Origin of the sequence: Novosphingobium malaysiense, from assembly GCF_000802225.1 — a bacterium.
GTDB classification, from domain to species: domain Bacteria; phylum Pseudomonadota; class Alphaproteobacteria; order Sphingomonadales; family Sphingomonadaceae; genus Novosphingobium; species Novosphingobium malaysiense.
Map to the genome: position 1 here is coordinate 67,969 of NZ_JTDI01000005.1, position 12,508 is coordinate 80,476.

Here is a 12,508-nt window from a genome sequence, read left to right on the forward strand (position 1 = left end):
ATCCGAGTGCCGTCTCCCGAAGGAGACGGCACCGTTGGGAGTTGGTCAGAATCTGTATTCGGCCCGCAGACCGTAGGTCCTAGGTTCGGCGTAGCTCACGCCATCGGCGAACTGCGAGTTGAGGAAGCTGGCGAAATAGGCCTTGTTCCCGAGGTTCTTGCCCCAAAGGGTCAGGCGTAGGCCGTCGATGCCTGCAGGTTCCAGGCTCAATTGCGCATCGACAGTGGTGTAGCTCTGTTGGCGCAGGCGGTTCGAAACGTCGAAGCTTGATCCCGAGTTGTGGTAGAGCAAGGCGAAGGCGCCGATACGGCCGATCGCGGTGTCGACGCTGTAATCGACAGAGACATTACCGGTAAACTTGGGTGCGCGCTGCATCTGACCGCCGGACAGATCCATTGTCACCTGCGTGTTGCCGAAACCGGTAGGCACGAACACCGCCGCTGCGGGGAAGTCCTTGTACTTCGCATCCAGGACGGCAAAGCCGCCGCCAATCTTCAGGTCCTCGGTCACGTCGAGAGAGGCGTTGAGTTCCACGCCCTTGATTCGTGCGGAGGCGGCGTTCTGCTGGATGTAATCGGGCGGGCTGTAGGCCACGACCTGAAGGTCCTTGTAGTCGTAGTGGAACGCTGCAATGTCGAGCGACAGGATAGTGGCAATGCGCCCCTTGAACCCGACTTCGACAGCGTCAATCACCTCGGGCTTGACCGGGTCCTGGGCAAAATTCTTGGTGTTGATAATGCCGCTCTTGAAGCCCTTGCCCCAGCTTGCATAGATGTTTGCATCGGCAAGGACTTCATATCGCGCGGTGACGCGCGGCGTGAATTTCTTGAACGTGACCGGATCCTGTCCGTATTCAATGATTGCAGCCGTGCGTGACGGGGCCGTGTAGCCGCGCTGACGTTCGATCGTGTAGCGCCCGCCTGCGGTTACGGTCAGATTGTCGGTGATGTTGAGGGTCGCATCGCCATAGAATGCGAAAATCCGCTTCTCGATCCGGCCATAGTCGTCGAGGACGAGGGTGTAGGGTCCACGGTCAGCCGGCGGCAGCGTGGGAACCTGAAGGGTGAAGGTGCTGTATTTGAATACCTCCTCGCCAGTCAGGAAGAAGCCGCCGACGAGGACAGTCAGCGAACCCATTCTGTCGGTCAGGTAGTTGATTTCCTGGCTGAAGTAGCTTGCCGAGAGATGGTCCGTGCTGGCCTCGGCAAAGTTCAGCGGGCTGAAATCGGCGTCGGCGAGGTAGCGGGTCTTGTTGTAGCTGTAGCCCGTGATGCTGGTAAGTGTTCCCGGACCGGCACGGAACTCGCCATTGAGGACAACACCGCGCGCCTTGGTGCGCGAAAAGACGTTCGGATCGGTCGCGAACTGGCTGGGATCAGTAACCTTGGGGGCCGTTGGCGCAAGCGCGTAGCCAATGGAATTGCCCTGATAGGCGAACGCGGCATAGGCGGCGGAATCCCTGCGGTCGGAGTAATAGCCGGTGAGGGTAATTTTCGCGTCGCTGGACGGTTCGAACAGGATCTTGCCGCGAACCACCTTCGAGCTGAGGCCGAGGTCGCGCTGGCCGGTGATAACGTGTCTGCGGAAGCCGTCGTGATCCTGGTATCCGCCGGATACGCTGACGGCCAGCGTGTCGGTGACGGGGCCCGAGAGATATCCCCGGAACTGCACGTTATTGTAATTGCCATACCCCGCGCTGAACGAGCCGGTCGTGGTGAAACTCGGCGAGCGAGTGGTCACGAGAATGGCGCCGCCGGTTGCATTCTGACCGTAGAGTGCGCCCTGAGGACCTTTAAGGACTTCGACCTGGGTAACGTCGGGCAGGTCAATCAGCGAGGCAATCTGCTGGGGCTGATAAACGCCATCAATATAGAGGGCCACGTTGCTGCTGTCGCCAATGTTGGCGCCGGTCGAGGAAACGCCGCGGATCGAGGGCTGCATGAATGCGCCGTACTGCGGGACGGTGATCGCCGGGCTGGCCTTGGCCAGATCGGCGGTGCTGGCAATACCGGCCTTGGCCAGGTCGTCGGTCGAAAGAGCCGCCACCGACATCGGAACGTCCTGCAGCCGTTCCGAACGGCGCTGCGCGGTCACGATGATGTCGTTGCTGCCCGACGCCGTGTCCTCATCGTCTGCAGCATGGGCCGCCGGCGCCAGGACCAGGCTCGACGTGCCCAGCAGGGCCGCAAGCAGGAATTTTTGGTAATTCACAAAATGCATTGCATTATCCTCCCCAAAAAAGCGGCTCAAATGGCCGTGGTTCCTCATCATATCCGGGCAAATATGACCCGAGAAAGATTCATTCTTATCCGACCGCCGATAGGCCGCCGTCGACGACCAGGCAATGCCCGTTCACATAGTCCGACGCGCCTGACGCCAGGAACAGAACGGCCTCGGCAATGTCGTGCGGTTTGCCTATTCGACCTGACGGTGCTCGGCTCGCAAGGGCTGCCAGATGCGGATCGGGAATGGCTGAGGTCCCTTCCGTCGCGATAATCCCGGGCAGAACTGCGTTTACCCGGATGCCGCGCGGTGCCAGATCGAGCGCCGCGGCACGGGTGAATGCGTTCATGGCGCCCTTCGATGTCCCGTAGTAGGAATTCGAAGGACTGCTGGGGCGCAACGATTCGATGGACGACATGTTGATGATGCGTCCGCCCGCGGGCATCGCCGCAGCTGCAGCCCCGGCAAGCCGCATCGCCCCGAACAGGTTCACGGAAAACACACGCTCGGCCGTCTCGAGATTCATGTCGGGTAGGCGCGGTGAAGGCGGATAGATGCCGGCATTGTTGACCAGAACATCAATTCTGCCGAATTCGGCGAGCGCCGTGTCGACGATCGTCTGGGCACCGCCTTCATCGGAGACGTCGGCCCGATACGCGATGACCCGGCCCTTGTCTGATGCGATGCGCGCGATCGCTTGTGCCAAGGCATCTGCATCGCGATCGACGGCGACGACGTTCGCTCCTGCTGCAAAGAGCAAGGACACTACGCTGAAGCCTATGCCTGCCGCGCCACCGGTTACGATCGCGCATTGACCGTCGAGCCGATACTTTCCGGCTGGATCTGTTCGCACTTTCTGGTCCTAGAGCACTTCAGGCGCGCAGCAGCCCATGTAGTCCGCGAGGTTGCGCTGGAAATTGACGACCCCGGCTTCCTGCAGCGGATTGGGGTACATGTACTCGATCGAGCCCGACACCATCCCTTGCTGAATCTCGTGCATCTGGCGGAAGTCCTGCCGCAGCAGTAGAGGCCACTGTTCCTTCGAGGTGATGTCGGGCGATTCAACCCACTCGGTCTTGGGCTCGAGCCCGTCCGGATACCGTTCGAGCGCGTAGATTTCTGTGATGCAGCTGTTCGGATCGAAACCGTCCGGACGCACGCGGAAGCCAAGTGCGAAAGTGAGGTTGGGAAGGATGACCTGGTTCGGGAAGACGTGCCAGTTGATACCGACACGGGCCATGTGTTCTGGCGCGACCTCCGGCCATTCGACGCCGCGGGCGGCGTCGATGGCATGCGCCCTGCGCATCAGATCCGCGCCGACTTCGGCGGGCGTTGCGCTCTCGGGCAAGGCCTGTGCCGTCAGTCTCGCCGCTTCAAGAAGGGTTTCGGAATAGTTCGCCCATACGGTTTCCGCAGCCTGCTGAATTCCTAGGAAGGGCAGGTCCTTTGGCTTGTGCGTTGATGTCGCGCCAATGCCAGTACCGATGCCGCCTCCTTCAACGCCTACAGCCCACATCTTTGCATGAATTCCTTCGGCACTTCCCGCCGTCACGCCGGTACCAAATTTTGCGGTTTGAGGGTGGGTGGCCGGAGCGTGATAGCCCTCGATAAACGCCTCGGTTACGACCTTCCAATTGGCCGGATAGCGAAGCCACTTACGCCACTTGTAGCGCATGCCGCCAAGGTCGAGGGGCCCGATAACGTCGATGACAGGGGCGAGAAACTCTTCGAGCGGCTCACAGTCAGGATCGAGGTTGATGTAAACGTAACCGCCCCAGCGGCCGACCTTCACGGACGCCAGGCTGAGATCGACCTTGTCCAGACCTCCGCACCAGTGCTCCTTGTTGAGGACGCGAATGTTCTCGCCGCGCAGGTTCCATTGCCAGCCGTGATAGCCGCAGTGAAGGTGGGAAACGTGGCCGGTTCCGGAAGTCAGTCTCTTGCCGCGGTGCCGGCACACGTTGTGGTGTGCAACGATCCCGCCATCTTCGGCGCGCAGCACGATGAACGACTGATCGAGAATGTCGTAAGTGTAGTAATCGCCGGGGTTGGGAATCTCTTCTTCGCGGCAGGCCAACTGCCAGACCTTGCTCCAGAGCTTGTCCTTTTCCTCGCGGGCATAGGCTTTCGAGACATACGGTTCGACATGCAGGCGCACCGGTGCTTCGATCGCTTCGTCGAGCTTGCCGCCGACGTCGTTCATTCCACTCTCCCATAGGCAAAAGGGCATTTGTGCCCGATCGATGAATCAAAACCTACACCAATGTAGGTGTTCGATCAACGAGAAATGAACAATGGTACGTGCATTATTTTTGCAAGACTCACGCCAGTGGCTTGATGAGTTCCGATGGCGTGATGGGGCGGGTGCCGGGGCCGGTTACAAGGGCCCGAAGGGACCCCGCGACCATGATTTTCAAGGCTCTTTTCGCCTGGCTCGCATCATCCGAGGCGCCGAAAGCATAGACTGTGTTCGTGACCAGTTCGTGCAGGCCATAGCCTGCACCCTTGCAAAGCTCCGGTTCGACGCCTTGCCCCTCGAGCAGTGACGAAAAGATGTCGATGGCACGCTGCTTGTACAGCAAAGACACCCGGTTGAGTTCAGGCATTGCGCTCGAATGGCCGTTGGTCATCAGGTATGCGTGAAATTCGTCGGCTTTGCGATATTCGAAAAGGGCGTCGATCAAGACGTCCATGTACTCGAAGATCGTTTCGGACTTGTCGACGCGCGGCACGACGAAACGGGCCGTCTCTTGAAAAAACTGATCTACAAGGGCGACAGCCACGGCTTCGCTGTTCTTGAAGTGCTCATAGACTACAGGCCTTGATGCGCCGGACCGTTCCACCAGCGCGGACATGGTCAGTCCCCCTATCCCGTCCTTCACTATGATCTCGCGAGCCGTACGAAGGAGCTGTATGCGCCGTTCGGCCTTTTTCATCCTCTGCGTGGTCTTTTTTTTGCGCTGCGTTTTGTTGGCTACATTTTTCAAAATTAATGACTTTCTCGTTGGCGCAGCAAAAGGGGAGGCGATGGCCCGGGGCGTTGGCGGCAAGCAGGCTCCGGGTGCAATGTGGCGCAACATTCTGCCGTTCCGTCAGGATTTCGGCAAGCCTGCGGCGGTTTGAATGCTGCCGGTGGGTCGCCGTTGCGAGCAGGTTCGGTGAAATGCTGCAGGCTGCTGAATAACAGGAAGCGTTCATGGCGTTCTTCGAGACGCGCAAACACTATTTGGCAAAACGCGGTATTTCCGGGAGCCGTGTCCGCTCGGCAGGATTGGAAGTCAGCTTTCCAGCAATGGAATTCCGCAAAGGATGACCGGATTATCGGGCGTTTTCAAACTGCCTTGATGTTCGTCGATCGCGGTGCATAGCTCTTCGAGCAACGCGGCGGCAGCTGGGTTTTCGAATTCCTGCTGCCAGCCAAGCGACAATTCCAGCGTCATCGGGAAATCGGGGATAGGGCGGAACACGAATTGCCCGCGCGGTGTCGATAGCATGGTCGATGCCGGTGTCAGGCAGATGCCGCCGCTCACGATCGTCAGGTCGATCTGCTCTTCGTGCGTGGCGACCCGGCGTTCGATGAGTGGCTCAAGCCCATGCCGCCGGCACAACTGGAGCAATATGTCCTGTTCGCCGCCTTCGAATTGGCGCGCCAGCCAGGTCAGCGGGAATTTGGCCAGTGCGGCAAGGTCCAGCGGCACCTCCTGCGCAAGCGGATGGGCGGGGTGGGCCGCAAGGACATAGCGTTCGCGATGGATGAGTCTGTCGCGTAGCCGCGGAGATCCGCTCCGATGTTCGAACAGCAAGGACATCTCCAGCCGGTTGTCGCGCAACAGTTCGGCCAGTTCAGCTGAATAGCCTCTCTGCAGGCTGAGGCGGGGCAAGCCGGGACGCTCCCTATAGCGCGCCGTTGCTCGCTGCAGGAAGGCGTATCTGCGCGCGCTGTGCACAAGGCCGATTCGCACGTCATTGCTGTGTTCCAGATCGAGCCGCTGGGCATCGAGTATGGCGCCTTCCAGATGCTTCACCAGCGCAATGGCGTTCAGATAGAATGCTTGTCCCGCTCGGGTAGGCGTGACGCCGCGCACGCCTCGTTCGAGCAAGCGGCAGTCAAGCGACAGCTCCAAATCGCGGATTCGCCGTGACATGGCGGGTTGTGCGACGTTCATGCGCCGGGCTGCGGACTGGATCGAGCCTTCCTCGATAACCGCGATGTAGTAGCGAAGGAGACGAAAATCCATACCGGGTATACCTATATGGTATAGACATGGAATCGCAATCGGCATTTTTCTGGCGGCTATCGAGGCACTATTTTCCATTCCACGCTGCAAAATAGCATAGCTGGGTGGAGGCTGAGAAAATGGCGACTGCTTTGGGATTTTCGGTCGGAGAACTGGCTCCGGGGCTGGAGTTCGGCGCGCGTGTCAGCGGATTGCGTCTAGAGGACCTGGAGCGCGACGATGTGCGCAAGGCGCTGGCCGACCTTTGGATCGACAAAGGCGTGATCCTGTTTCGGGGTGGTGAATCCTCACGGCAGATGCAGGTCGAACTCAGCCGGGTTTTCGGAACGCCGGAAGAGTTTCCGTTCAAGGAATCGCGGTCCGAGGAATTCCCGGAACTGGTGAACATCAAGTACTATCCGGAGGATGGCACCGCCTATGAGGTCGATGGCAAGGTCATCGGCGGCTGGATCCCGTGGCACACGGACATGGTCTATTTTTCCAAGCTCAACCGGGGCGGCATTCTCCGACCGCATACCCTGCCTGCCAAGGGTGGCGGCGCGACTGGCTATGCCGACCAGATTTCCGCTTATGAGCGATTGCCCGAGGACCTGAAGGCCAGGATCGAAAACCTGCACGTCGTCTATTCGGCGGACCTCAATTACGCGCACGCCCGCTTTGCCGGCGATGTGCAGATCAAGTTCGTTCGCGGTGCGCAGAGCTGGAGCCGCATCATGAAGCGGATCTATCAATATCCGCGCGTCATTCACCCCATGGTTTTCACGCAGGCCGAGACGGGCCGCAAGGTGCTCAACGTATCGCCGGGATTTGCAGAAGGTGTCTACGAAATGGGTGGCCCGGAAGGCGATGCCCTGCTGCAGGAAGTCGTCAGCTACTGCGTCGATCCGGACCGTACCTATTTCCATGACTGGGAGGAGGACGACATGGTCCTGTGGGACAACTGGCGCACGCTCCACTGCGCAGCCGGTGTCGAGCCCGACGATACCCGCCTGATGGAGCGCACGACCATCCACGGTGACTACGCGCTGGGCCAGGATCTCGACGGCAACGACAAGCTGCCCCGTTTCGACGCCTGAAGGCGTCGGCGGTGCAGTGAATGAGGGGGAGACGGGCGTGAACAAAGGACCGCTTTCGGGCGTCACCATTCTGGATTGCACGATCTGGCAGAACGGACCGTTTGCTACCGTCATGCTGTCGGATCTCGGCGCCGATGTGATCAAGGTCGAGGATCGCGCCACGGGTGATCCCGGGCGCGGGTTCATGGATGCGTCCGGGCCCGCCGGGGTTTCCGGCTATTTCGAGGCGATGAATCGCAACAAGCGCTCGATCACGCTCGACCTCAAGTCACCAGAAGGCCGCGCGGTGTTTCATCGCCTGGCTGCCGGTGTGGACGTGGTGGTCCAGAACTTTCGCTTGGGCGTCGCGGAAAAGCTCGGGATTGCCTACGCGGATCTGAAGGAAGGCAATCCGCGCCTCATCTATGCCAGCGCGACCGGTTTCGGGCCCAAGGGGCCGGATGCGCGTGTTGGGGTCTTCGATATTCTGGGGCAAGCGCGATCGGGCGTGTTGCACGCCCTGCGTGAGCCCGGAGCGCCTGCCGAATACAACAATGCCTTCGGTCTGGCGGACCAGACAGGCGGCATCCTGCTGGCTCAGGCGGTAACGGCGGCTCTCTTTGCACGTGAACGCACGGGTGAAGGGCAGGAAGTGGAGGTCTCTCAGCTGGGGGCGATGCTCACCCTGCAGCAAATGGGACTGACCCGGCATCTCATTACCGGTTACGAACCTGCGATGTCCCGCCGGGATGCGCCGCGCAATCCCGTCTTCAACCTCTATGCTTGCGCGAACGACGAATGGATCGCCGTCGGTGGGCTGCAGGGCGATCGATACTGGCCTGACTTCTGCGCCATTCTGGGGCTGGAGGCACTGGGCAGGGACCCGGACTATGCCACGATGCAGCAGCGCACCGCCGCGACCCGCGAGCTGGTCCGACAACTCGACGAAGCCTTTGTTCGTTTCACCCGGACAGATCTTCTCGCGCGCTTCACAGAGGCCGGAATCCCCTGTTCGCCGGTGAATAGCTATGCGGACGTCGTCAGCGATCCCCAGGTTGTCGCCAATGGCTACATCGAGGAACTGGACCACCCGCATCTCGGCCGTATCCGTGAGATCGGCATGCCCATCCGCTTCAGTGCAACGCCGGGCGGAGCCCGGTCGTCCGCCCCCGAGCTGGGGCAGGATACCGAGATGATCCTGCTCGAGGCTGGTTACGAATGGGACGAGATCAGCGCGCTGCGTGACAAGGGCGTGCTTTAGATAATTGCATACAAGGGAGAAGACCTTGCCGACTGCTGCAGCATTGCTGGCCCGCACCCTGAAGGCGCGCGGCATCACGACCGTCTATCACATCACCGGTGCGCCCAACATCCAGCTCACCCGAGAATGCGAGGCGTTGGGTATCGAACTGGTTGGCGCGCGCCATGAAATCGCGGCGGCCGGCATGGCCTTCGCGCATGCACGCGTGACCGGTAAACCGGCGGTGTGTCTCGCCCCTGCAGGCCCCGGTGCGGTCAACATGATTCCGACCGCGGTTCACGCCGTGGCGGAGGAAACGCCAATCATCCTGCTCGGCGGTTCCTCTCCGCTTGCCACCCGCGGCACCGGCTCTTTCCAGGAACTCGATCAGGTCCGCCTGTTCGAGCCCGCCGTGAAAGGTACGCTGCAATTGACCAGTCCGGACGAGGCCAGTGCGCTGTTCGACCGGGCGCTGGTGATGGCGACCGAACCGCGGCAAGGGCCGGTCTATCTGGACTTGCCGGGTGACGTTCTCAACGATGCGCTTTCCGGAGAGGTCGAGGTCGGACCGTCGCCGTTCAAATGCATGGAACTGGCGGCACCATCGGCTGGGCAGGTCGACGCTGTTCTCGATGCGCTAGCGGCGAGCGAACGGCCCGTGATTGTCAGCGGCAGCGGCGTTATCTGGTCCGGTGCAAGCGAGGCCATGGAAGAATTCGTTAGCTTGTGCGGCGTGCCGTTTTACACGACTCCCCAAGGGCGCGGGGTCGTAACGGAAGATCATGACATGGCCATTCTCGGCGCCCGCACGATGGCGTTCCGGGAAGCGGACTTCGCACTGTCGCTCGGCACGCGTTCGAATTTCATCATCGGCCATCTGACGCCACCGCGCTGGGCAGCAGGCCTGACCGTGGCGATGGTCAATCTGGATAGCGAGGAGCTGGCAAAGACAGCGCCGGCGATTCCGATCCAGTGCGATGTGAAGGTCACTCTTGACGCACTGGTCGCGCGTATTCGCGAACGGGGTTTCGACGGATCGCGCTTCGCCCCCTGGATCGCGCATCTGCGGGAAAAGGATGCCACGGCAAAAGCGAAAATGGAGGCCATGGCGTGCAACGACGCGCAGCCTATTCATCCGCTGCGCCTGATGTGCGAAATCGAGAAGGTGCTCGCCAAGGATGCGATCCTGATCGAGGATGGTCACGATACGCTGGGCTTCTGCCGCCACTCGCTGAAGTCGCACCGGCCCGGACACCGCATAAACCCGGGCACGATGGGCAACGTCGGTCTCGGCGTGCCGTTCGCGATCGGGGCCAAGGCAGCCAAGCCCGATTGTCAGGTTGTTGTTGTCTCTGGGGACAGCGCGTTCGGCTGGAACGGTCTCGAAATCGATACCGCCTGCCGTCACAATTTGCCTTTCGTTTGCGTGATCGTGAACAATGCCGGGATTACGGCGCGCCCGAATGATCCCTCCGCCATGATGCCCGGGCAGGATCTTGGCACGCCGGATTATCAGATGGTGGCAACGGCCTTCGGTGGCTACGGCGAGCGTGTGTCTCGCGTCGACGACATTGCCCCGGCACTGCAGCGTGCAATCGATTCAGAGAAGCCAGCCATCGTCAATGTGATCGTTGACCCGTATTGCGCTTCGGCAACGCATCTCGGATTTGCAGGTGTTATGAGTGCCTCTTACGCTACAGGGAAAGAGACGAGGGAGTGAAAACGGTGAGTTCGCTTGTGCCAGGTCTCGCTGCGCAGATCGAAGCCATTGTCACGAAAGACGATCTGGCCTCTGCATTGGGCTCAGGCGACGTCGCTGTGCTGGGCACACCGCGAATGATTGCTTTGGCCGAGGCTGCGACGATGAAGGCTCTGTCTGGTGCCTTGGATGAGGGGTGGACTAGTGTGGGAACACGCGTGGACATGCGACATCTGGCACCAACACCGCAGGGTGGAACTTTGCGGGTTCGGGCCGAACTGACCGGCGTGGATGGCCGGGCGCTCACGTTTGCCGTTGAAGTGCTCGATGGAAATATTCTGGCTGGGCGCGGCACTATCGAGCGATTCCTGGTCGAGCGCGAGACCTTTTTGATGCGCGTGCAACAGCGCCGGGACTAGGCTCAGCATCTGTAATTCCAGAGCCAGGCGGTGTTGATCCCTTGAGGGATTCGTGGATCAGTACAAACTGATGGCGGTGCCCTAATTGTTTATGTCGCGCGACAGCGAGGTATCAGCGTGAATTTTTCGTTTTGATCGATCAGTGATTTTCTCTTTATATCAATGATGTTCGCAGGCTCATCGCAGCGCGCCCTTTCGGCAATTACCCGATCATAGCAGTGCGCAGGAGAAGTAGCAGCGCATCGGGGGCGGAGAGACCCCGGATCCCGACCTTTATCGTTCAAACTGGCTTCTCGTGGCTCTTGTACCGCCGTCGCCTTGGTCGATGTCCGGTACGTCGTCGTCCAAAATGGCTGCGGCGATTGCGTCGTGCAGACTATTGCGAGCTTCAGTCGAGGTCGTTTCGTTGCCGGTGTCGGTGATGATCCCGAGGGTGCGTCTCATTTCGTAACCCTCGACCCAGACGGGCACGATGCCTGCCGCCTTGTAGGAATGCGGGGCGATCGTGATCCCTCTGCCAAGAGCTACCATCTGCATGCAGAGGTCTTCGTCGTGGCTTCGCAGTGCGAAACGGGGGCGGATGCCATGCCGGGTAAAGAACCGGCTCGTCTCGTGGAGAGCCTCACAGGATCGTCGTGCGATCATGACTTCGCCGCCAAGCTGGTGGGGTGAGACGCGCTCGGTCCCGGCTAGACGATGCGCCGCGGAAACGAACATCTCGTAAGGCTCGTCGAGGATCGGGATTGCATTGGTGCTGCGGTCATGCCTGGCAAGGGTCGTCACGATCATGTCCACCCGGCCAGAGGCTAGCGCTTTGCGCAACTCCGCGTTGCTGCCGTCGATGACTTCAAGCGAATCCGGCAGGGCCGACAGCACCCGACGGGCCACAGGCTTTGCGAGCGTCTTCAGCAGCCCGAGGCGCAAGGCCGGCCAGGCCTCTGCGTCATCCTCGCCGATCTTGTCGATCGCGGTGAATCCATTTTCGATTGCGCGCGCGATCGGCAGCAGCCTCGCACCCGTCTCGGTCAGGTGTACGCCCTTGCGATCGCGCACGAAGACCCTGTGGCCCAGGTTTCTCTCCAGCTCTGCGATCCCGGCCGAAAGTGTAGGTTGTGTCAGCCGGATGCGGGCGGCTGCATGGGTGAAGCTGCCCGTATCGACGACGGCAAGGAACTGCCGGACATGTGCGCGTTTTAGCATAGAAGAAATCTATTTGAGTTGGATCGTTGTTTGGATTTTTTAATGAAAAACCGCCCTGTATCCAACACGGAAATACGCAAGCGATCGAGAGCGGGCATCGCATGCGGGCGAAGTCGGATTTCGGCCTCGGACTGAGCGCAAGCGCGCAGATGATTTGTGAGGCGGTTGCGCGCTTCGCTGCGAACTTGGATGCCGACGACTGGTTTCCGCGCAATCTCTAGCTGGCGAACGGCAGCCGAGCCCTCCATGGTATCACCGTCGAGGGGGACTGGGGCGGTATCTGGCGCGGCTATCTCGAACATGTCATCGCTGTGGACGAGGTGAGCAGCGCCTTGGCACCGGTCGGTCTGTCCTATGGCGCGCATTCCAACTTGTGCGTAACCAGATCCGTCGCTGGGGTGCGGATGCGCACAAGGCGAAATACTTGCCGTGGG

The 12,508-nt window shown here is 60.4% G+C and carries 11 protein-coding genes and 1 pseudogene; 6 read left to right on the forward strand and 6 right to left on the reverse strand.

All coding sequences use genetic code 11. The annotated features are described in order from the left end of the window. Positions 1-45: 45 nt before the first annotated feature. From LK12_RS16035 to LK12_RS16050, 4 genes are all read right to left on the reverse strand, one after another. Entirely contained in the window at positions 46-2,211 is a 2,166-nt protein-coding gene (locus LK12_RS16035; RefSeq protein WP_231568383.1) for a TonB-dependent receptor, read from the reverse strand. Between the two features lie 94 nt (positions 2,212-2,305). Continuing rightward, positions 2,306-3,076 (reverse strand): SDR family NAD(P)-dependent oxidoreductase, encoded by a 771-nt coding sequence (locus LK12_RS16040; protein ID WP_039286269.1) that lies wholly within the window; start codon positions 3,074-3,076, stop codon positions 2,306-2,308. Positions 3,077-3,085: 9 nt separating this feature from the next. Continuing rightward, the gene (locus LK12_RS16045; protein WP_039286271.1) at positions 3,086-4,426 is read right to left on the reverse strand and encodes an aromatic ring-hydroxylating oxygenase subunit alpha; all 1,341 of its coding nucleotides are present in this window, start codon (positions 4,424-4,426) and stop codon (positions 3,086-3,088) included. A gap of 118 nt (positions 4,427-4,544) precedes the next feature. Beyond that, positions 4,545-5,159 (reverse strand): TetR/AcrR family transcriptional regulator, encoded by a 615-nt coding sequence (locus LK12_RS16050; protein WP_039286272.1) that lies wholly within the window; start codon positions 5,157-5,159, stop codon positions 4,545-4,547. Between LK12_RS16050 and LK12_RS24955 the strand changes: the two genes are divergently transcribed. Beyond that, positions 5,137-5,346 carry a hypothetical protein gene (locus tag LK12_RS24955; protein ID WP_197063550.1) on the forward strand — a complete coding sequence of 70 codons (210 nt, stop codon included), beginning with the start codon at positions 5,137-5,139 and terminating at the stop codon, positions 5,344-5,346. The genes LK12_RS16050 and LK12_RS24955 overlap by 23 nt on opposite strands. 155 nt (positions 5,347-5,501) lie before the next feature. On the opposite strand, the gene LK12_RS23875 is transcribed toward LK12_RS24955, so the two are convergent. Further along, positions 5,502-6,461: a LysR family transcriptional regulator gene (locus tag LK12_RS23875; RefSeq protein ID WP_052223483.1), complete on the reverse strand. Its 960-nt coding sequence runs from the start codon at positions 6,459-6,461 to the stop codon at positions 5,502-5,504. Between the two features lie 119 nt (positions 6,462-6,580). Between LK12_RS23875 and LK12_RS16060 the strand changes: the two genes are divergently transcribed. From LK12_RS16060 to LK12_RS16075, 4 genes are read left to right on the forward strand one after another with little or no spacing between them, the layout of a single operon-like run. After that, positions 6,581-7,537, forward strand: coding sequence for a TauD/TfdA dioxygenase family protein (locus tag LK12_RS16060; RefSeq protein WP_052223484.1), 957 nt, complete (start codon positions 6,581-6,583; stop codon positions 7,535-7,537). A gap of 37 nt (positions 7,538-7,574) precedes the next feature. Beyond that, positions 7,575-8,777: a CaiB/BaiF CoA transferase family protein gene (locus LK12_RS16065; protein ID WP_039286274.1), complete on the forward strand. Its 1,203-nt coding sequence runs from the start codon at positions 7,575-7,577 to the stop codon at positions 8,775-8,777. A 25-nt stretch (positions 8,778-8,802) separates the two neighbouring features. Further along, positions 8,803-10,476: a thiamine pyrophosphate-binding protein gene (locus LK12_RS16070; protein ID WP_197063551.1), complete on the forward strand. Its 1,674-nt coding sequence runs from the start codon at positions 8,803-8,805 to the stop codon at positions 10,474-10,476. After that, positions 10,473-10,874 (forward strand): thioesterase family protein, encoded by a 402-nt coding sequence (locus LK12_RS16075; RefSeq protein ID WP_039286278.1) that lies wholly within the window; start codon positions 10,473-10,475, stop codon positions 10,872-10,874. Before LK12_RS16070 ends, LK12_RS16075 begins: the two co-directional genes overlap by 4 nt. Before the next feature lie 273 nt (positions 10,875-11,147). On the opposite strand, the gene LK12_RS16080 is transcribed toward LK12_RS16075, so the two are convergent. After that, complete coding sequence (locus tag LK12_RS16080; RefSeq protein WP_052223485.1) at positions 11,148-12,074, reverse strand: LysR family transcriptional regulator; 927 nt, start codon at positions 12,072-12,074, stop codon at positions 11,148-11,150. 101 nt (positions 12,075-12,175) lie between these two features. Here LK12_RS16080 and LK12_RS24280 point away from each other — a divergent pair. Next, positions 12,176-12,504, forward strand: a pseudogene (locus LK12_RS24280) (acyl-CoA dehydrogenase family protein); the annotation flags it as partial. Between the last annotated feature and the right edge of the window lie 4 nt (positions 12,505-12,508).

Excerpts from the sequence above, each read along its gene's own strand:
- LK12_RS16045 (WP_039286271.1), bottom strand. The coding sequence starts at position 4,426 with ATGAACGACGTCGGCGGCAAGCTCGACGAAGCGATCGAAGCACCGGTG.
- LK12_RS24955 (WP_197063550.1), top strand. The coding sequence starts at position 5,137 with ATGCGCCGTTCGGCCTTTTTCATCCTCTGCGTGGTCTTTTTTTTGCGC.
- LK12_RS16050 (WP_039286272.1), bottom strand. The coding sequence starts at position 5,159 with ATGAAAAAGGCCGAACGGCGCATACAGCTCCTTCGTACGGCTCGCGAG.
- LK12_RS23875 (WP_052223483.1), bottom strand. The coding sequence starts at position 6,461 with ATGGATTTTCGTCTCCTTCGCTACTACATCGCGGTTATCGAGGAAGGC.
- LK12_RS16060 (WP_052223484.1), top strand. The coding sequence starts at position 6,581 with ATGGCGACTGCTTTGGGATTTTCGGTCGGAGAACTGGCTCCGGGGCTG.
- LK12_RS16080 (WP_052223485.1), bottom strand. The coding sequence starts at position 12,074 with ATGCTAAAACGCGCACATGTCCGGCAGTTCCTTGCCGTCGTCGATACG.